This is a genomic window from Bacteroides sp. OM05-10AA (assembly GCF_003439055.1).
Taxonomy (GTDB): Bacteria; Bacteroidota; Bacteroidia; order Bacteroidales; family Bacteroidaceae; genus Bacteroides; species Bacteroides intestinigallinarum.
Genome location: NZ_QSUR01000003.1, coordinates 216508 through 235749 on the forward strand (window position 1 = coordinate 216508; position 19242 = coordinate 235749).

The following is a 19242-nucleotide window of genomic DNA, read 5'->3' on the forward strand; positions in this document are numbered from 1 at the left end:
AAACTTCAATATCAATGAAAACACTTTATTGGTCATTCTTGCTTATGTTATTGCCAAGCATGGCATATACACAAAACACGGAGAAAGAGAATGAATTTACGATGTCTATGCAAATCAGACCTCGTGCGGAGTATCGGAATGGTGCACTGACTCCACGGGATGAAGGGGTAGCTCCTACATCTTTCATCAATAACCGTGCACGCCTCTCGATGGATTATAAACGTTCGGATCTGGAACTAAAGATGTCGGCACAGCATGTCGGTGTTTGGGGACAAGACCCGCAGATTGAGAAGAATGGGCGTTTTATGTTGAATGAGGCTTGGGCGAAACTGAACTTTGGTGAAGGGTTCTTTGCTCAACTAGGACGTCAGTCATTGATTTATGATGATGAACGTATTTTGGGAGGACTGGATTGGAATGTAGCGGGCCGTTACCACGATGCATTGAAGCTGGGATATGCCAACAAAAATAATGAAGTCCATCTGATTCTTGCTTTTAACCAGAATAATGACAATCGAACAAGTGGAGGTACTTACTATGATTCTTCTACCGGACAGCCTTATAAGAATATGCAAACCGTCTGGTATCATTATAAAGCGGACAATGTTCCGTTCGGAGCTTCTTTATTGTTTATGAATCTGGGATTGGAAACGGGTGATAAAGCCACGGATGATTCTCATACCCGCTATTTACAAACAATGGGTACTTACCTCACTTATAAGAATAGTAACTGGAATCTGGATGGTGCTTTCTACTATCAGATGGGTAAGAATAAAGCTGCGGAGAAAGTTTCAGCTTTGATGGGAAGCATACAAGCCGCCTATACGTTTAATCAGACATGGGGAGCCGTGGCTAGTTTTGATTATTTAAGCGGTGATAAAGGAAATGGCGGTAAGTATAAGGCTTTTGATCCTCTTTATGGAACCCATCATAAATTCTATGGAGCAATGGATTATTTTTATGCTTCTACATTTGCAAACGGTTATGCACCGGGATTGATGGATGCTCGTATCGGAGGTCGTTTCCGTCTATCTGACAAGGTAGATATGGAACTTAATTACCATTACTTTAGTACAGCAGTTAAAGTTCAGGATTTAAAGAAATCATTAGGTTCGGAAGTTGATTATCAGATTAACTGGTCAATCATGAAGGATGTGAAACTCTCTGCCGGATATTCTTTTATGCGTGGCACGAAGACAATGGATGCTGTGAAAACGGGCAATCATGAAAGCTGGCAGGACTGGGGTTGGGTATCATTGAATATCAATCCGAAAATATTGTTTGTAAAGTGGTAAATCCAAGGAAATAATAAGAATTAAATAGAGAGAGAATTTTTGAAAAGTTTTGAGTTTATAAAATCATCCTTACTACACATATTGCAGTAGGGATGATTTTTTGTTTTAGAGACTTCCCTGATAATTATCTTTATTGTTATGGGATAGATTATTACAGATATTTCTCTAAAGTTATTTGATCTAAAATCTCTATTCGTTTTCCTTCCATAGTGACAAGTCCTTCTTTAATCATCTTATTGATTTCTTTAGATAGAGCGGGACGTGACACATTTAAGTATTCGGCGAGTTGAGATTGAGTATGCATGATATCTACCACCAATGAATCTTTTTTCTTATGTTCATATAGATAAACAATGAATCTTTCCCGCACTGTTTTACGTGAAAGAGGTTTCAGACGGGACACTGTGCAGATATTACAATTACCGGCGATGCAAAGAAAATTATGAAGAACCTGTGGATCCTGACTGATAACCTTAAAGGTCGATTCCTTGGTTGCCATCAATACCACACTGTTTTCGAGAGCGGTAAAAGTGGCGGGCAATGTATTGTTTGAACTGAAGAGGTGCGGAGTGGCAAAGGTACGTGGAGCGATAATATATTCAATCATCACCTCGTTTCCAAGTCCGTCAATAATGTCTGTGCGTAGTTTACCTTCCAATAATACATATAGTTTATTGCATGGAGTACCTTGCGTTACAACAATCTCTTTTTTTTCTGCTGCATAGACTACAAATTCCAGTTTTTCAAGCAAAGAAAGTTTGATATTCAGAGGTAAGTCCCGGAAGAGAGGGATTTGAAATAGCTTTTCTTTATGTGATTCGGTCAGTAGTATCTTCTTCATTAGTATTATATTGTTCGTATTCTGAACAAAGATAAGGATAAAAAATGAGAATAAGGGCAAATGAACGTAAGAAGGTATTATCAAACAGATGTATCATTCCGATACTCTGACGGAGTTACTTTTATTTTCTTCTGCACATAGCGGCTAAAATAAGAGACAGAGGAAAAATTCAACCGTTCTGCAATTGCTGTCAAGGAAAGCTCTTTTTGCCGCAGCAGACGGGTGATTTCTTGAAGTGTAAAGCGGTCAATCCAATAAGTCGCAGGTTTGCCACTTACCTTTTTGCATATCTCCGACAGATAATGAGGCGTTATGCAAAGTTGAGAAGCATAAAAATCAAGATCACGGTTTTGGATATACTCGCCGTTATATAATAGTTCTATGAATTTCCGTAGCAACGAAGTTATATGTTCCGATACTTGCACGTTATTCTGACTGCGTGCATGAATATCATAAAGGTCGAGAATATGTGCCGTAAGCAGACTTCCCATCAACTCCTCCCAAAACAGATGCTCTTTGTCTGCTAAACGCTGTCGAATACAATGCATCGCCTGCTCACATACTTGAAAATCATGGGCAGAAAGTTTCATAACCGGATTCTGTAAAAGCGACAGATACCCGATAATACCGTAATTGCTGCGGATGGCAATTGAGGAAACGAACGCATCCGAAAGGTTCATCAGGATACCTTGAAAGTCTTCGGAATCCGAAAATTCCGATGCGAGCGTGGCGTTGGGTAGAATTACATAATCCCCGGCCGCGATGTTATAACGGGTATCTTGAAATGTGAAACCCATATTTCCTCCGCTGCAAAGAATATGGATTACTCTTCCTGCATATCGTAAGGTATTAAACTCCTGCAATGTATCAGCAAAAATAATCCCATCGAAGTCTGTATGTTTCATTTATTCTTTCATTTCCTGCAAAAATAACGAAAAACCACGAATAGTGAAAATTCCTCCCCGAATAATGCAACGATAAAATGATAGGCATTCTGTAATTTTGCATCAGAATTAAAAACCATAAAGGATATGAAAAATGTAAGATTAAGCAATGGTGTAATGATGCCTGCCATCGGGTTTGGTGTCTTTCAGATTCCTGAAAACGAAACGGAACGTGTGGTGCTCGATGCCATTGGGGTCGGTTATCGGAAATTCGATACGGCTGCGGCCTATTTCAATGAGGAGCAGTTGGGAAACGCCATTCGGCAAAGCGGCATTAAACGAGAGGAGTTTTTCATAACCACCAAATTGTGGGTGCAAGACTACGAATACGACGATGCTCTACGGGCTTTCGACCTCTCGATGAGAAAGCTCGGATTGGATTACCTTGACCTCTATTTGATGCACAAACCATACGGGAATTACTATGCCGCATGGCGGGCTATGGAGCGGCTCTATAAAGAGGGACGTATCCGGGCTATTGGGGTTACGAGTTTCTCCAACGAACGTCTGCAAGACCTTTTCTTACATAACGAAATAAAACCTGTCGTAAACCAGCTTGAAACACATCCGTTTTTCCAGCAGCAGGCTGCCAATGCCTTCTTACAGCAGGAAGGTATCCAACACGAGGCCTGGGCGCCTTTTGCCGAAGGGCAGAATGACATATTCAATCATCCCACATTGAAAGCGATAGCAGAGCGACACGATAAGGGCGTCGGGGCCGTGATTCTTCGCTGGCTGAATCAACGTGACATCGTGGTTATCCCGAAATCCGTACACAAGGAACGGATGATCGAGAACTTCAATATTCTCGATTTTACGCTGTCCAAAGAGGAAATGGATACTATCGCCCTGCTGGAGACAGGAAAAAGCCCCATCTACGACGATATGGACTTACCTACGGTAAAAGGTATCGGGTTACATCGCATACACGAATAATTTATAAAAAAGAAATATGTTACGTCATATATTTATCATCAACGTCAAGGAAGGAATTTCCGATGACGTGGTAGAACAAAAGATGGCTGAAATGCGTGCCATGAAAGAGATAGAAACGGTTATTGAAGACATCACGGTCGGTCGTACACGCGGACTGTTTGGACGTCCCGATGCCGTGATGATGGTCGTCGATCTTAAAGACAAGGCCGCTTTCGACGTATTGCTCCGGAGTCGGACACACATCGACATTGCGGAAAAAGCGGAAGAGGCTTTCGATATGCAGAGCGCCGATATTGCTCAAATAGAATATGAACCCTTAAAATAGAATTATATGCAGACTGTAAAATTGAACAACGGCATTAAAATGCCGATATTAGGATATGGTGTTTTTCAGGTATCGCCCGAAGAGTGCGAGCGTTGTGCACTCAATGCCATCAGCGTAGGTTATCGGTTGATAGATACGGCGCAGGCTTATTATAACGAAGAGGGCGTGGGTAATGCCATCGCCAAATGCGGTGTGTCCCGTGATGAACTTTTTCTCACGACAAAGGTGTGGATTACCAATGCGGGCGAGGAAAAGGCAACCCGCAGCATCGACGAATCGCTCCGTAAGTTACGCACCGATTACATCGACCTGCTTCTTATCCACCAGCCGTTTAGCGACTATCCGGGAACATGGCGGGCTATGGAGAAAGCATTAAAGGCCGGAAAAGTCCGTGCTATCGGACTCTCGAACTTCTATCCCGACCGCTTCGTGGACATGGCTGAATGTGCCGAAATCAAACCCGCCATAAATCAGCTGAAAACCAATGTATTCAGTCAGCAGTGGGACGCTGAAGCCGAAATGAATCCTTATGATACACGTATCATGGCTTGGGCGCCGCTGGCACAAGGCGATCCCGACCTTCTGACCAATCTCGTACTGACGGCCTTAGCCGAGCGATACGATAAAACGGTACAGCAAGTCGCTCTGCGTTATTTGGTGCAACGCGGCATCATTGCCATTCCGAAAAGCACGCGCATTGAGCGAATGAAACAAAATCTGGATGTATTCGATTTTGCACTCACACCGGAAGATATGGAAAGCATCCGTCCGCTCGACAAACCGGCCGACTTCCGCTGGTCGCACCGTAATCCCGAACTCGTAAAATTCCTTCTGAATTACGACAAGCAATTTAACCCGAACAATAAAAAATGAAAGTATGAAATACGGAATCTTAGGAACAGGCGATGTGGCTCACGCCATCGCCACGAAATTGACCGAACTCGGTCACGAAGTTATGATGGGGGCGCGTAATGCCACCAACGAAAAAGCTGCGAACTGGGCGAAAACTAATGGCGAGCGGGCTTCTCACGGCACTTTTGCCGATGCTGCACGATTCGGTGAAAGAGTATTCAACTGCGTGCAGGGCATCCACTCGCTCGAAGCTCTAAACGCTGCCGGAAAAGAAAATCTGAACGGGAAACTGTTGATCGACTTGGCAAATCCATACATCTACAAAGACGGACATATCTCGCTCGATTCGAGATGGAGCGGAACAACCAGCTTGGGAGAAGAAGCCCAAAAAATTCTGCCGGACGCAAAAGTCGTAAAAACACTGAACTATCTCTGCAATCATTTGATGGTTCATCCGAAGCAACTACCGGAAGCCATTACGGGCTTCTATTGCGGTAACGATGCTGACGCGAAAGCTGAAGTAGCGGTTTTATTAAAGGATTTCGGCTGGGAGGATACCCTTGATTTAGGAAATATCAGTATGTCCCGCTACACTGAAATGCTCGGTGCGTTTTGGGTAGCCGCGCTTAGTGCTACCGGGAATATGGATTGGGGCATAAAACTCGTAAGATAAACAAGTAAAAGATACAGAATGATGAAAACAAGAAAATAAGGAAGGAAAAATCCGTGCATGGGGACAATCCGAGCCCACCCTCGAACAACTCAAGGCAGCCCATGCCGTTACGCCTATAACAGCCGTACAGAGCGAATACTCACTGATGGAACGCAAGTGGGAGGCGGACGTCATTCCTTTAAAATCAACAAAATCAAATAAGAAAATCAATAAGAAATATGTATCCATCATTAAATCATAAAACAGCTCTTGTAACCGGAGCCGGAACAGGTATCGGAAGAGCTATCGCCCAACGTCTGGCCGATGAAGGCGCTAACGTATTGATTGTAGGCCGCACGGAACCGACACTTGCCGAAACAGCCTCCTATAGTGATAAGATAACCTTTCTTGCTGCCGATCTCGAAGCGGAAGCCGGAATAGAATCTATTATCCAGATTATCGGAGAACGGTACGGTCGTCTCGATATTCTCGTCAATAATGCCGGATGGGCGCCCGTCACCCCGTTTGCAACGATGAAAATCGACGAATACGACAAGGTATTTGCCATCAACGTGCGCGCCGTCGTCATGCTGACACAAGCCTGCCTGCCGATGATAAAAGCAGTAAAAGGCAATATCCTGAACGTCACGACAACCATGACAACCAATCCTATCGCAACGATGGCAAACTATGCCGCCTCGAAAGCTGCTGTCTATACCATGACACGTGCATGGGCAAAAGAGTTGGCTAAAGATGGCGTGCGTGTCAATTCACTCGGGGTAGGGCCTATCGAAACCCCTATCTACGGCAAGACCGAACTTTCGGACGAAGCCGCGAAAGCCCACAAAGATATGGTAACTAAAAGCGTACCTCTCGGTCGAATGGGACAACCCGAAGAGGTTGCCGCTGTCGTCGCTTTTCTGACAAGCGACGAAGCCAGTTTCGTAACCGGGGCCGACTATAAAGTGGATGGCGGTGTAGGTGCATAAGAAATAACAATAAAAAGAATGAATATGAAAAATGTATTGATTATCAGCGGCCATACAGACCTTGCCGCATCCGTAGCCAATAAAACGATTCTCGAAACCTTGAATGAACGGCTGCCGGAAACCGAAATCGTAAAGCTGGACGAACTCTATCCCGACTTCAAAATCGACGTGGAAGCCGAACAGCAGAAATTGCTCCGGGCAGACATCATCGTGTTGCAGTTCCCCCTTTTCTGGTACTCCGCACCCTCCATATTGGAACGCTGGATGGAAGAGACTTTCCGTCACGGTTTTTCACACGGAAGTACCGGAGACAAGCTCAAAGGCAAGAAACTCGTTCTCTCTTTCACAACGGGAGCACCCGAAGCACTGTATAGTCATGAGGGGGCGATGGGCTACACTATCGACGAATTTCTGCCCTGCTACAAAGCCACCTGTCGGCTGACGCAGATGGAGTATTGCGGGGGTGTATATACTTGTGGCGTGAGCTACGGTAGTCGTACTGCTCCCGAACTCATTGAACAGCAGAAAGCTATGTCGGTGGAACATGCAGAACGTCTCATAAAGTTACTAGAGACGCTCTGATGCTCGAGGAGAAATATATAACTGTGATAATACAGCCATCATGAATGTAGAATAAATATGTACAAGGGATTGGATAAAAATAATGGCAAAACATGGAATCTGTAATTTAGGTATCTTTCTCTGTAATTTATCTACATTCGATATACTTTTATTTCCCTACTTTTGCAAAGTGAATCATTGATAGAAAGAATTCTGAAAATAAAAAGTAATAAAGTAAAGTTATGGCTAAAAAGGTTTTGATTATTTCATCCAGTCCACGTAAAGGTGGTAATTCTGATTTATTATGTGATGAATTTATGAAAGGTGCTCTCGAAGCAGGTAATGAAGTGGAGAAGATTTTTCTGAAAGACAAAACAGTTCATCCTTGTACGGGGTGCAGTGTTTGCAGTATGTATGGCAAACCTTGTCCGCAGAAAGATGATACAGCGGAAATTGTAGAGAAGATGATTGCTGCAGATGTGATTGTGATGGCAACTCCGGTCTATTTTTATACCATGTGCGGACAGATGAAGATTATGATCGACCGCTGCTGTGCACGCTATACGGAAATAACCAATAAGGAATTTTATTTCATTATTGCGGCTGCGGAAAACGATAAAGCAATGATGGAACGTACCATTGATGGTTTCCGTGGCTTCCTCGATTGTCTGGAAGGACCGCAGGAAAAGGGAACGGTTTATGGAATTGGTGCATGGAAGGTAGGGGAAATTAAAGATACTCCCTATATGCAGGAAGCTTACAAGATGGGGAAAATGGTATAACCTTTTGAAGGATAAAAATAAGGATTCAATCAGAAAGATTGAAAAGTCAAGAATTTTAATTGATTAGATTGCTTGTTCTGCCACAGAATTATTATAATTTTGTGGCAGAACTTTTTATTTTACATTATTTGTTTGATAACTAAACGTCATGAGCTATAAAATAACGACTCTTGTGGAGAATTGTGTCTATGGACGTAAATTGCAGGCAGAGCATGGTCTTTCTCTCTATATTGAGATCCAAGGGAATAGAATTCTTTTCGATACGGGAGCATCTGACTTGTTTATCCGTAATGCCCGTCTGTTGCACATTGATTTACAAAAAGTTGATTATTTAATATTATCCCACGGTCACAGTGACCATACGGGGGGACTGCGTTATTTTCTGGAATTGAATACACAGGCAACCGTTGTCTGTAAACGTGAAATCTTTTCTCCTAAATTCAAGGATGAACGCGAGAATGGAATGAAGCATACGCAAAATCTTGATCTTTCCCGTTTCCGCTTTATCACAGAGCAGACCGAACTGCTTCCCGGAGTCTTTCTTTTTCCATCTATTGATATTATCAATCAGGAGGATACCCATTTTGAACGCTTCTGGGTTCAGCAAGAAGATGGTTGCAAAATACCGGATACCTTTCAGGATGAATTGGCAATGGTGTTAGTGGAACCGGAAGGAGTTGCTGTGTTGAGCGCCTGTTCTCACCGGGGGATCACCAATATCTTGCGTACCGTTCGGGCTGCATTTCCTGAATCTCCCTGCAAGTTACTTCTCGGAGGTTTTCACATTCATAATGCGGAAAAACAAAAATATCAGATCATTGCAGATTATTTGCAGGAATACCTTCCCCGGCAAATTGGCGTTTGTCATTGTACGGGAGTGGATAAATACGCCTTCTTTTTCAAAGATTTTGGTGACAGAGCATTCTATAATTACACGGGAAAACTAATTCAAACTGATTTTTCGGAATAAATATATAATAAATTGATATGAAGAAACTAATAACTTCGTTAGCACTGGTATTATCAGCATTATCCAGCTATGCAATTACTCCTTTGTGGATGCGTGATGCACGTATTTCACCGGATGGAACCGAGATTGTCTTCTGTTATAAAGGAGATATTTATAAAGTTCCCGCACAAGGAGGAACTGCCGTTCAACTTACCACACAAGCCTCTTATGAAGCCAATCCCGTCTGGTCTCCCGACGGAAAACAAATCGCATTTGCCAGTGACCGGAATGGAAATTTCGACCTGTTCATCATGCCTGCCGACGGAGGAGTCGCCTGGAGACTGACTTACCATTCCGCATCGGAAATTCCCTCGGCTTTTACACCGGATGGAAAGTATGTCCTTTTCTCCGCTTCCATACAAGATCCTGCAAACAGCGCTTTGTTTCCTACGGGAGCAATGACAGAATTATACAAAGTTTCTGTAGACGGAGGACGCACCGAACAAGTATTGGCAACTCCCGCCGAACTCGTTTGTTTTGATAAAGCAGGAAAGAACTTTCTTTATCAGGACCGCAAAGGTTTTGAGGATGAATGGAGAAAACATCACACTTCATCCATTACGAGAGATATTTGGTTATACAATACCCAAACCGGAAAACATACGAACCTGACAAACCGGGGAGGGGAGGACCGTAATCCTGTATATGCACCTGATGGTAATACAGTCTATTTTTTGAGTGAACGTAATGGAGGTTCTTTTAATGTGTATACTTTCTCATTGAATACTCCACAAGAAGTAAAGGCTGTCACTACTTTTAAGATTCATCCGGTACGTTTCTTGTCTGTCAGCGATAAAGGAACTTTGTGTTATACCTATGACGGTGAGCTTTATACCCAGAAACCCGGTACCCGTCCGGAAAAAGTAAAAGTAGAGCTTGTCCGTGACGATGAAGAGCAGGTTGCTGCACTTAAATTCTCACAGGGAGCCACTTCCGCTTCCGTATCTCCGGACGGCAAACAGGTTGCTTTTATTGTACGTGGTGACGTCTTTGTAACTTCAACTGACTATGCTACAACCAAGCAAATCACAAATACTCCTGCAAAAGAAGCTTCCGTCTCTTTTGCTCCGGACAATCGGACGCTGGTTTATGCCAGTGAACGCACCGGTAATTGGCAACTTTACACTGCAAAAATAAGCCGTAAGGAAGACCCTAATTTCCCTAATGCCACTCTTATTGAGGAGGAAGTTTTATTACCGTCCAAAACGGTAGAACGCGCCTATCCGCAATATTCGCCGGATGGTAAAGAGCTGGCTTTTATCGAAGACCGCAATCGTTTGATGGTACTCGATTTGAAAACGAAGAAAGTACGTCAGGTGACGGACGGTTCTACATGGTATAACACCGGAGGTGGATTTGACTACGAATGGTCACCGGATGGCAAATGGTTTACTCTTGAATTTATCGGCAACCGTCACGATCCTTATTCGGATATAGGTATTGTCAGTGCACAGGGAGGAGCGATAACCAATCTGACTAATAGCGGATATATTAGCGGTTCTCCGCGTTGGGTACTCGATGGAAATGCCATTCTTTTCCAGACCGAACGTTATGGTATGCGTGCACATGCTTCTTGGGGGTCTCAACAGGATGTTATGTTGGTATTCCTCAATCAGGATGCTTATGATCGTTACCGTTTGAGCAAGGAAGATTTCGAATTGCTCAAGGAACTTGAAAAGGAACAAAAGAAAGCAAAGGAGAAAGATGATAACAAGAAGAAAGACGGTGATAAGGAGAAGGCGGATGAGGAAAAAGTAGACCAGAAAGATATAGTAGTCGAGCTTAACGGCATTGAAGACCGTATCGTACGTCTGACTCCCAACTCTTCTGACTTAGGCAGTGCCATACTATCCAAAGATGGAGAGGATCTCTACTATTTCTCTGCTTTCGAAGATGGATATGACCTTTGGAAAATGAATCTCCGTGAGAAAGAGACAAAGCGTCTGCATAAACTCAATACCGGATGGGCATCGCTGATGCTGGATAAAAAAGGAGATATTTTCTTATTGGGAAGCCGTAATATGCAAAAGATGGATGCTAAGTCGGATGCTTTGAAATCAATCAGTTATCAGGCTGAAATGAAAATGGATTTGGCAGCTGAACGTGAAGCGATGTTTGACCATGTGTACAAACAACATCAGAAACGTTTTTATAATGTCAATATGCACGGGGTAAACTGGGATGCCATGACTAATGCTTATCGCAAGTTCCTGCCTCATATTGATAACAATTATGACTTTGCAGAATTGTTGAGTGAATGGTTGGGCGAGTTGAATGTTTCACATACCGGAGGACGCTATTCTCCCAAAAGTAAAGGTGATGTTACTTCCAATCTGGGACTTCTGTTCGACTGGGATTATCAGGGAAAAGGGATGCAGATTGCCGAAATTATCGAGAAAGGTCCGTTCGACCATTCGCGTACCAAAGTAAAAGCAGGGTGTATCATTGAAAAGATTAACGGTGAGGAAATAACTCCCGATCATGACATCACTTGTCTGTTGAATAATAAAGCAGGGAAGAAGACTTTGATTTCAATCTACAATCCGCAAAATAAAGAACGTTGGGAAGAAGTTGTGATGCCGGTTACGAGCGGCCAGCTGAATGGGTTGTTATACAAACGTTGGGTGAAACAGCGGGCGGCAGATGTTGAGAAATGGTCGAAAGGACGTTTGGGATATGTTCATATTCAATCCATGGGAGATGACAGTTTCCGTACCGTTTACTCGGATATTCTGGGAAAATATAACAACTGTGATGGAATTGTGATTGATACCCGGTTCAACGGTGGTGGTCGTTTGTACGAAGATATTGAAATACTGTTCAGTGGTCAGAAATACTTCACTCAAGTAGTCCGTGGACGTGAAGCGTGTGATATGCCAAGCCGTCGTTGGAACAAGCCTTCTATTATGCTGCAATGTGAAGCCAACTATTCGAATGCACATGGAACTCCATGGGTATATAAACATCAAAATATAGGAAAACTTGTCGGTATGCCTGTTCCGGGTACAATGACGAGCGTGTCTTGGGAAACTTTACAAGATCCTTCACTCGTCTTTGGTATTCCTATCGTTGGCTATCGTTTGCCTGATGGCAGTTATTTGGAAAACACCCAGTTGGAACCGGATGTGAAGGTTGCTAATGATCCGGAGACGGTCGTTAAGGGAGAGGATACCCAATTAAAGGTGGCTGTCGATGAACTTCTGAAAGAAATAGATAAGCAGAAGAAGTAAATACAAGTATAATTATAGATGAAATAAAAAGTCGCTTCTTTGAAAAGATTTTGAATCTTTCAAAGAAGCGACTTTTTTATAAGGTGTTTATTTAAAATTGACGCAGGATTTACTTCCAGACTGGTAATAATTTATGGAGGTTTTTTCTCGTCATTATCTTTTGATTCAGGAAACTCACGATATATCCGGTTATGCAGGCTGCAATGAGTGACCCCTCACGTACTCCTTGAATACCTTGTGTAAGTAAGAGAGAGAGAATTACGGCCAACGTAACCAAAGTAATATCAAAATAGACTTTGAACTTTCCGAATTCCTTGTTATAATGGCGGGACGCATATTTCACGAATGCTTCTGCACTCATCATGGCTACTCTCGGTTTAAGTTCGAGAACTACTCCGATAGATTGCACCATGCATCCTGTAAGTAATAAAGCGATTGACATGCCATAATTGGCGGGATGCAGTTCACTTGTCAGCATCATATTAAAATCAATGAATGCCGAGAAGATAAAAGAGAACGGCATTTGAAGAAGAATTTCAATAATATCCTGCCGGGTTCTGTTCTTCCGGATTAACCAGAATTGCCCCAGGATAAGAACCATATTGATGATAAAGGTGCAAGTACCCAATGACAAAGGACTATTCAAGCTTAATACATAATTGATGCTCGATATGGGAGTAGTTCCTAGTGCCGAGCGTATAATCAATACAATGCCTGCCGCTAAAAAATAGAGTCCGATAACAAATACTAAATACCTCTTGAAAACATCTTTCATTTCCATACTTTTTTGACCTCCTTTATTTATTTTCCTTTCATGCATTGAAAAGGATATGCAAAGGTCCCGTTTTTTACTCTGAAATAGATTATCTAATTCCGTACACTTTTTGTCATATCCGAAACAAATCGTATTTTTACGTCATAAAAAGAAGATGTAAATGGTAAAATCTCGTATATTTGATAATACACAGCTATTAAAGGAGCATCCGGAACTTCCTCATTATAAAGAGGAGGTAGTCTGTTTTAGGAGTGAATATAAAGACAGAAGTTATCCGGCAAATGAATGTTATTTCAATCGGGAACTTTATATGATATTCGTTCTTGAAGGTCGTTCGGAGATTCTGCTGAATGGAGAGTTTATTGCGATAGAGCCGAATATGCTGCTTATTCATGGAGCGAATTATCTCACGGAGCATCTTTACTCAAGCCGTGATATTCAGTTTATTACTCTTGCCCTTTCCGAATCCATGCGGACAGACGATTCTTATTTGACACAAATAACGGCCATCTTATTGGCTACAATGAGGCAGAATAAACAATATACGATACAGTTGACAGAGTACGAAGCCCAAATCATCCGTAAGGAACTGGAAGTGTTGATGCGCCTGCTGAATATTGAACATCATTTTCTTTTCCGGCGCATACAGGCAGCGTGCAATGCTTTATTTCTTGATATAGCTGATTTTCTTTCCCGAAAGACAATTATTAAAAAAGAGGTCAGCCGTAAAGACCACGTTTTACAGGAGTTTCATGCATTGGTTACCCGGAATTTCAGGGAAGAACATTTTGTGAGCTTTTATGCGGATAAACTGGCTATCAGTGAGCAGTACCTGGCCCGTATTGTACGTGCTGGAACAGGTAAGACTATCAATAGTATTATAAACGAACTGTTGGTTATGGAAGCGCGTACCTTGTTGAGTTCTACAAAATCTACGGTTGGTGAGATTGCTTCCAAGTTAGGGTTTAGTGATGCGGCAGCTTTTTGTAAGTTCTTCAAAAGGAATGCAGGACAAACTCCATTGAATTATCGGAAAGGATTGTTACTTCATATCGAAATGAAATAGGTTGATGCAATTGTCTTAACCGACAATATACATCAACCTGTTGAATATATAGTGAATGGGTTTGATTTTAACCGATAAGTGCTGTGATATCTTCTACAATCTGCTCATCTGTCAAGTGATTGGCACGGAGAAACTCCTGTAAATCAAAACGATCTACAAATTCCTTTTTAGCTCCATAGTTCAGGACTTTCATGTCTGTAGCACCATAGTAGCGGGCAATTTTTTCACCGAAACCGCCATCCAATACACCGTCTTCCAATGTTATCACTAACTCGTGATCTGCTTTCAGTTCATCCATCAGTTCGTTGTCTACACCGGTGATGTAACGTGGATTGATGAGTGTTGCGTCGACATTGGCTTTTTCTTTCAGAAGTGATGCAACCGACTGTCCTAATCCATAGAATGAACCCAAAGCCACAATGGCCACTTTCGAACCGCGATGAGTAACTTTGTAACGATTGAGAATGCTGTAATCGGAATCTACCGGTTCTCCGCTACTGATTACATCTGTTGCCGGCACGCGGATAGCAACCGGGTGTTCATTCTGGCGGATACTCCATTCCAGCATGGCAATATATTCTTCCTTACAAGTCGGAGCCAGATAAACCATATTAGGAATATTGCTGATAAGCGGAATATCGAAGAAACAGAGATGAGTCACATCATTCATTCCGGATAACGTACCCCAGAAGACCAACAAAACAGCCGGATTGTTATTGATACAAAGGTCTTGTGAAAGTTGATCGTAGGAGCGTTGGATGAATGTACTATATACTCCGTAAACGGGTTTCCCACCATTGGCTGCGATGCCCGAAGCAAGAGCTACTGCGTGTTCCTCGGCAATGCCTACATCTACGAATTGCTTGCCTGCTTCCTGACGGCGGTCCGGAGTAAATCCCAGAACGGTGGGAGTACCAGAAGTGATTGTTACCACACGGGGGTCCTCCTTCATCTTTTTCAGTAGGTATTGGGCGGTTACCTCGCTGTAATCTTCTTCTTCATAACTCATTTTTGCTTCTCCGGTTTCTACATTGAATGGAGTACGCCAGTGGTAAGTCTCTTTATCTTGCTCGGCACGTGCATAACCCTTACCTTTTAATGTATTGATGTGTACTACTATCGGATGCTGAATATCTTTCACTTTAGAGAAAGCTTCAATCAATTCCTGTACGTTATTACCATCATTTACATACATATAATCCAGTCCCATTACCTTGAAGAAGTTACATTCGCACTGGCCGTTACTGTCACGTAATTCTTTCAGATTCTTGTACAATCCTCCGTGGTTCTCGGCAATAGACATCTGGTTGTCATTAACGATAATAATCATGTTAGTACCAAGCTCTGCTACATAATCCAATCCTTCGAAAGCTTCACCTCCGCTTAAAGAACCATCCCCTATGACGGCTATGATATTTTCATTGCCGCCTGTAAGGTCACGTCCCTTTGCCAATCCGCTGGCCAGACTGACAGAAGTGGAAGTATGTCCGATGATGAAGAAGTCATGTTCACTTTCTTGCGGTTCGGTATAACCTGATACGTTGTCGTATTTTTCCGGATGAAGGAACGCATCTTTACGACCGGTCAGCATCTTGTGTACATAACTCTGGTGCGATACGTCAAATACAATTTTGTCTTTGGGCGAATTGAATACATAATGTAAAGCAATCGTTGCTTCCACCATTCCGAAATTAGGTCCGAAATGCCCGCCATGTTCACTTAATTTTTGCAGGAGTGCTGCACGGATTTCTCCACCTAACTCGTTTAGCTCTTTTTCCGACAGTTTCTTAACATCTGCAGGAGAATAAATATTTTCTAAATACATATCAAACAGTTTTTCTAAATAATGTTTTTACTTATTTCTTTATGACACTGCAAAGATACTGCAGGATTTGAAATTTGTTTGTATATGAATTACGGATTAATTTACCCATATTACAGTTCCCCTTCAATAAGGGTACTAATCTTTAAGCTAAAGCCTGACTTCTGTATTCATTGGGCGTGCAACCGACATGCTTTTTGAATAGTCTGCAATAAAATAATCAGTAATTGGGGTTGTCATACCCGTAATTTGTCTACAGGGATTTTTCTTCTTTTTTCAGAACTTTGTACCATACAAATAAATAGTTTTCAAGTAAATAAATAAAAGTATGGATATGAATAGAAAAATTCGACTATCAGTAATCAGAGTGAAGCGGTTTTCGATATACTCTTTTACTATTTTGCTGGCTTCCGTTTGGATAGCATGTAGCGAGCATCCTGATAATACAGAGTATCCGGAGACAAGAAGAACAGAGATAAATAACGGAGATGAAGAACCTAATACAGAAAGTATGAAAATAAAAATAACAGTAGGGCAGCGTGTTATAACTGCAACCATGGCTAACAATGCGGCAGCACAGGATTTTGTTTCCCGTTTGCCGTTGGAAGTGACACTCAACGATTATAATAATACCGAGAAAATATTTTATCCATCACCTAAACTGTCAATAGAAGGAGTGAAACGGGGATGTGCGCCTGCTCCCGGTGATATTACGATTTATGCGCCTTGGGGAAATGTGGCCATTTTTTATAAAAAATGGTCGCAAAGCAGTGACTTGATTCTGATTGGTAGCATTGATGGCGATGGTATCAAGGCTTTGAGTGTGTCGGGAGATCTGACAGTGAAGTTTGAAAGGGAATAGAATAGATCGTCCTTTTGGTAAGAATAGAGTCTGATGGTGCATCAGTTTTGAGACACTATCAAAATTTGAAGTATTGACTTTTTTTGCGGATGAGGGGTTGATAACTGTTGTAGGAAGTGGTAGATGAGCGTGAAGTGGGTGAGATGAATTGGCATAGGGGAATTTTGAAGATGAATTATTTTGAGATTGTATTGACCTATATTCTTTCCTGTACTTTATAATCTGTAATTGGGGTTATAATGTCAGTAATTCGTCTACAAACGGTCTCTTTCTTTCATCGTATTTTTGCATCATAGAAAGTAGATAATCAATTCATTAATTATTAAAACACAAGAGATATGAAACGGATTTTATTATTAACAACTGTATTTATGATAATGCTCGGAACCAGTTTTTCTTCTGCACAGACAGATGCTGATAATTTTTATAAAAGTGATCGGGTGAATGTAGAAAAAGTCTCTTTTTCTAACCAATATAAGATGAAAGTAGTAGGTAATCTTTTTCTGCCCAAGAGTATGAAAGAAGGGGAAAAATATCCTGCAATCATTGTAGGACATCCGATGGGGGCTGTTAAGGAGCAGAGTGCGAATCTCTATGCAACGAAAATGGCGGAAAGAGGATTTGTTACACTGTCCATCGATTTATCTTTCTGGGGTGAGAGTGAAGGTGAGCCGCGTAATGCAGTTTTGCCGGAGGTTTATTCGGAGGACTTTAGCGCTGCGGTTGATTTTTTAGGTACGCGTCCGTTCGTCGACCGGAATCTTATTGGGGTAATTGGAATTTGTGGGAGCGGAAGCTTTGCTATTAGTGCAGCGAAAATAGACCCTCGTCTCAAGGCCATTGCAACAATCAGTATGTATAATATGGGAGCGGCCAACCGTAATGGATTAAATCACTCATTAACGTTGGAACAGAGAAAGCAAATAATGGCTGAAGCGGCGGAACAGCGTTATACAGAATTTTTGGGTGGGGAAACAAAATATACCAGTGGTACTGTACATCAGTTGACAGAAACGTCCAGTCCGATTGAGCGGGAGTTTTATGAATTCTACCGTACACAGAGAGGAGAATTTACTCCTGGCGGAGCAACTCCTATGACCACTACACACCCTACGCTCTCAAGCAATGTGAAATTTATGAATTTCTATCCTTTCGAAGATATTGAAACTATTTCACCCCGTCCCATGCTTTTCATCACCGGAGAGAATGCCCATTCACGTGAATTTAGTGAAGATGCCTATCGACTGGCTGCCGAACCTAAAGAACTGTATATAGTACCCGGTGCCGGACACGTAGATCTTTACGACCGTGTGAGCCTTATCCCGTTTAATAAGCTGGAAGCTTTCTTTAAGGAGTATCTGAAGAAATAAATTTCAATACCATAAATAGGATATACTATGTGTAATTTTTGAAATAACAGATTGAAAAATAAAATGATGCAACAAATAAGACATAAAGAATATGGAGGTGAACGCCCTCTATTTGCAACCCATGACATTCAGTTGGAAGATGTAACGATTCACGCCGGTGAATCGGCACTGAAAGAATGTAGTAATATCATAGCGATAAACTGCCGTTTTGAAGGGAAATATCCTTTTTGGCACACCAACGGATTTACAGTGAAGAATTGTCTTTTTACAGAAGGAGCTCGTGCCGCCCTGTGGTATTCTCAAAGTCTGCAAATGGCGGATACCTTGGTGGAAGCACCGAAGATGTTCCGTGAAATGGATGGGATAAAACTCGAAAATGTGCAGTTGCCCAATGCCTTGGAAACGTTTTGGTATTGTCGTAATATAGAACTGAAGAATGTACAGATTGATAAAGCAGATTATCTTTTTATACACAGCGAGAATATTCATATACAAAATTACGCTCAAAATGGGAACTATTCGTTTCAATATTGCAAGAATGTAGAAATCCGTAATGCAGTTATCAACTCCAAAGATGCTTTTTGGAATACGGAAAATGTAACTGTCTATGATTCGGAACTGAACGGAGAATATCTGGGATGGCATTCTAAAAATCTGCGTTTGGTAAATTGTAAGATTTCGGGCACTCAACCTCTTTGTTACGCACATGATCTGGTGATGGAAAATTGTACGATGGCGGAGGATGCTGACCTTGCTTTTGAGCACAGTAGCGTAAAAGCAACGATTAAAAGTCCGGTTCATAGTGTGAAAAATCCTCGTACGGGGAGTATTGTTGCTGAAAGTTTCGGAGCTATTATCTTGGATGAAAATATGAAAGCACCGGGAAATTGTGAATTGAAACTCTGGGACGACCTAACTTGTTTTGATTGAA

Annotated in this window: 18 protein-coding genes and 1 pseudogene; 15 read left to right on the forward strand and 4 right to left on the reverse strand. The window is 42.0% G+C overall.

The window, feature by feature from the left end; all coding sequences use genetic code 11:
* Positions 1–14 precede the first annotated feature (14 nt).
* Positions 15–1295 carry an alginate export family protein gene (locus DXB58_RS03530; protein ID WP_122135926.1) on the forward strand — a complete coding sequence of 427 codons (1281 nt, stop codon included), beginning with the start codon at positions 15–17 and terminating at the stop codon, positions 1293–1295.
* A gap of 151 nt (positions 1296–1446) precedes the next feature.
* Here DXB58_RS03530 and DXB58_RS03535 read toward each other — a convergent pair whose 3' ends face one another.
* Positions 1447–2136, reverse strand: a complete 690-nt coding sequence (locus DXB58_RS03535; RefSeq protein ID WP_122135927.1) for a Crp/Fnr family transcriptional regulator — start codon at positions 2134–2136, stop codon at positions 1447–1449.
* Between the two features lie 80 nt (positions 2137–2216).
* On the reverse strand, positions 2217–3041 hold the full coding sequence (locus DXB58_RS03540) for an AraC family transcriptional regulator (RefSeq protein WP_122135928.1): 825 nt from the start codon (positions 3039–3041) through the stop codon (positions 2217–2219).
* 126 nt (positions 3042–3167) lie between these two features.
* Here DXB58_RS03540 and DXB58_RS03545 point away from each other — a divergent pair, with 126 nt between their 5' ends.
* The 10 genes and pseudogenes from DXB58_RS03545 to DXB58_RS03590 all read left to right on the forward strand — a co-directional run bounded on the left by DXB58_RS03545 (position 3168) and on the right by DXB58_RS03590 (position 12416).
* Positions 3168–4016, forward strand: coding sequence for an aldo/keto reductase (locus DXB58_RS03545; RefSeq protein WP_074557952.1), 849 nt, complete (start codon positions 3168–3170; stop codon positions 4014–4016).
* Positions 4017–4032: 16 nt separating this feature from the next.
* Entirely contained in the window at positions 4033–4341 is a 309-nt protein-coding gene (locus DXB58_RS03550) for a Dabb family protein (protein WP_074557951.1), read from the forward strand.
* 6 nt (positions 4342–4347) lie between these two features.
* Positions 4348–5214, forward strand: a complete 867-nt coding sequence (locus DXB58_RS03555; protein WP_122135929.1) for an aldo/keto reductase — start codon at positions 4348–4350, stop codon at positions 5212–5214.
* 4 nt (positions 5215–5218) lie between these two features.
* On the forward strand, positions 5219–5866 hold the full coding sequence (locus DXB58_RS03560) for an NADPH-dependent F420 reductase (RefSeq protein WP_099146800.1): 648 nt from the start codon (positions 5219–5221) through the stop codon (positions 5864–5866).
* Between the two features lie 46 nt (positions 5867–5912).
* Positions 5913–6107, forward strand: a pseudogene (locus DXB58_RS03565) (aldo/keto reductase); the annotation flags it as partial.
* The gene (locus DXB58_RS03570; RefSeq protein WP_122135930.1) at positions 6085–6834 is read left to right on the forward strand and encodes an SDR family NAD(P)-dependent oxidoreductase; all 750 of its coding nucleotides are present in this window, start codon (positions 6085–6087) and stop codon (positions 6832–6834) included. The pseudogene DXB58_RS03565 and the gene DXB58_RS03570, both read left to right, overlap by 23 nt.
* 24 nt (positions 6835–6858) lie before the next feature.
* Positions 6859–7416 carry an NAD(P)H-dependent oxidoreductase gene (locus DXB58_RS03575; RefSeq protein ID WP_122135983.1) on the forward strand — a complete coding sequence of 186 codons (558 nt, stop codon included), beginning with the start codon at positions 6859–6861 and terminating at the stop codon, positions 7414–7416.
* Positions 7417–7637: 221 nt separating this feature from the next.
* Positions 7638–8177 (forward strand): flavodoxin family protein, encoded by a 540-nt coding sequence (locus tag DXB58_RS03580; protein WP_122135931.1) that lies wholly within the window; start codon positions 7638–7640, stop codon positions 8175–8177.
* A gap of 148 nt (positions 8178–8325) precedes the next feature.
* A complete protein-coding gene (locus tag DXB58_RS03585; protein WP_122135932.1) occupies positions 8326–9147 on the forward strand; it encodes an MBL fold metallo-hydrolase in 822 nt (273 codons plus the stop codon).
* A gap of 17 nt (positions 9148–9164) precedes the next feature.
* Positions 9165–12416: a S41 family peptidase gene (locus DXB58_RS03590; RefSeq protein WP_122135933.1), complete on the forward strand. Its 3252-nt coding sequence runs from the start codon at positions 9165–9167 to the stop codon at positions 12414–12416.
* Between the two features lie 109 nt (positions 12417–12525).
* Here DXB58_RS03590 and DXB58_RS03595 read toward each other — a convergent pair whose 3' ends face one another.
* On the reverse strand, positions 12526–13197 hold the full coding sequence (locus DXB58_RS03595; protein ID WP_122135984.1) for a YitT family protein: 672 nt from the start codon (positions 13195–13197) through the stop codon (positions 12526–12528).
* A 154-nt stretch (positions 13198–13351) separates the two neighbouring features.
* Here DXB58_RS03595 and DXB58_RS03600 point away from each other — a divergent pair, with 154 nt between their 5' ends.
* Complete coding sequence (locus tag DXB58_RS03600) at positions 13352–14257, forward strand: AraC family transcriptional regulator (RefSeq protein ID WP_009000001.1); 906 nt, start codon at positions 13352–13354, stop codon at positions 14255–14257.
* A 67-nt stretch (positions 14258–14324) separates the two neighbouring features.
* Here DXB58_RS03600 and DXB58_RS03605 read toward each other — a convergent pair whose 3' ends face one another.
* Positions 14325–16082 carry a 1-deoxy-D-xylulose-5-phosphate synthase gene (locus tag DXB58_RS03605; protein ID WP_122135934.1) on the reverse strand — a complete coding sequence of 586 codons (1758 nt, stop codon included), beginning with the start codon at positions 16080–16082 and terminating at the stop codon, positions 14325–14327.
* A gap of 331 nt (positions 16083–16413) precedes the next feature.
* Between DXB58_RS03605 and DXB58_RS03610 the strand changes: the two genes are divergently transcribed.
* The 3 genes from DXB58_RS03610 (at position 16414) to DXB58_RS03620 (ending at position 19241) form a co-directional block, all read left to right on the forward strand.
* Positions 16414–16941 (forward strand): cyclophilin-like fold protein, encoded by a 528-nt coding sequence (locus DXB58_RS03610; RefSeq protein ID WP_233527225.1) that lies wholly within the window; start codon positions 16414–16416, stop codon positions 16939–16941.
* 338 nt (positions 16942–17279) lie between these two features.
* The gene (locus tag DXB58_RS03615) at positions 17280–18311 is read left to right on the forward strand and encodes an alpha/beta hydrolase (RefSeq protein ID WP_122135936.1); all 1032 of its coding nucleotides are present in this window, start codon (positions 17280–17282) and stop codon (positions 18309–18311) included.
* A 66-nt stretch (positions 18312–18377) separates the two neighbouring features.
* Positions 18378–19241, forward strand: a complete 864-nt coding sequence (locus tag DXB58_RS03620) for a DUF3737 family protein (protein ID WP_122135985.1) — start codon at positions 18378–18380, stop codon at positions 19239–19241.
* Position 19242: the final 1 nt, after the last annotated feature.

What these genes read in the sequence shown, in the direction of transcription:
- DXB58_RS03530 (WP_122135926.1), top strand. Translation starts at nt 15, where the DNA reads ATGAAAACACTTTATTGGTCATTCTTGCTTATGTTATTGCCAAGCATG.
- DXB58_RS03535 (WP_122135927.1), bottom strand. Translation starts at nt 2,136, where the DNA reads ATGAAGAAGATACTACTGACCGAATCACATAAAGAAAAGCTATTTCAA.
- DXB58_RS03540 (WP_122135928.1), bottom strand. Translation starts at nt 3,041, where the DNA reads ATGAAACATACAGACTTCGATGGGATTATTTTTGCTGATACATTGCAG.
- DXB58_RS03545 (WP_074557952.1), top strand. Translation starts at nt 3,168, where the DNA reads ATGAAAAATGTAAGATTAAGCAATGGTGTAATGATGCCTGCCATCGGG.
- DXB58_RS03550 (WP_074557951.1), top strand. Translation starts at nt 4,033, where the DNA reads ATGTTACGTCATATATTTATCATCAACGTCAAGGAAGGAATTTCCGAT.
- DXB58_RS03555 (WP_122135929.1), top strand. Translation starts at nt 4,348, where the DNA reads ATGCAGACTGTAAAATTGAACAACGGCATTAAAATGCCGATATTAGGA.
- DXB58_RS03560 (WP_099146800.1), top strand. Translation starts at nt 5,219, where the DNA reads ATGAAATACGGAATCTTAGGAACAGGCGATGTGGCTCACGCCATCGCC.
- DXB58_RS03570 (WP_122135930.1), top strand. Translation starts at nt 6,085, where the DNA reads ATGTATCCATCATTAAATCATAAAACAGCTCTTGTAACCGGAGCCGGA.
- DXB58_RS03575 (WP_122135983.1), top strand. Translation starts at nt 6,859, where the DNA reads ATGAAAAATGTATTGATTATCAGCGGCCATACAGACCTTGCCGCATCC.
- DXB58_RS03580 (WP_122135931.1), top strand. Translation starts at nt 7,638, where the DNA reads ATGGCTAAAAAGGTTTTGATTATTTCATCCAGTCCACGTAAAGGTGGT.
- DXB58_RS03585 (WP_122135932.1), top strand. Translation starts at nt 8,326, where the DNA reads ATGAGCTATAAAATAACGACTCTTGTGGAGAATTGTGTCTATGGACGT.
- DXB58_RS03590 (WP_122135933.1), top strand. Translation starts at nt 9,165, where the DNA reads ATGAAGAAACTAATAACTTCGTTAGCACTGGTATTATCAGCATTATCC.
- DXB58_RS03595 (WP_122135984.1), bottom strand. Translation starts at nt 13,197, where the DNA reads ATGGAAATGAAAGATGTTTTCAAGAGGTATTTAGTATTTGTTATCGGA.
- DXB58_RS03600 (WP_009000001.1), top strand. Translation starts at nt 13,352, where the DNA reads ATGGTAAAATCTCGTATATTTGATAATACACAGCTATTAAAGGAGCAT.
- DXB58_RS03605 (WP_122135934.1), bottom strand. Translation starts at nt 16,082, where the DNA reads ATGTATTTAGAAAATATTTATTCTCCTGCAGATGTTAAGAAACTGTCG.
- DXB58_RS03610 (WP_233527225.1), top strand. Translation starts at nt 16,414, where the DNA reads ATGAATAGAAAAATTCGACTATCAGTAATCAGAGTGAAGCGGTTTTCG.
- DXB58_RS03615 (WP_122135936.1), top strand. Translation starts at nt 17,280, where the DNA reads ATGAAACGGATTTTATTATTAACAACTGTATTTATGATAATGCTCGGA.
- DXB58_RS03620 (WP_122135985.1), top strand. Translation starts at nt 18,378, where the DNA reads ATGCAACAAATAAGACATAAAGAATATGGAGGTGAACGCCCTCTATTT.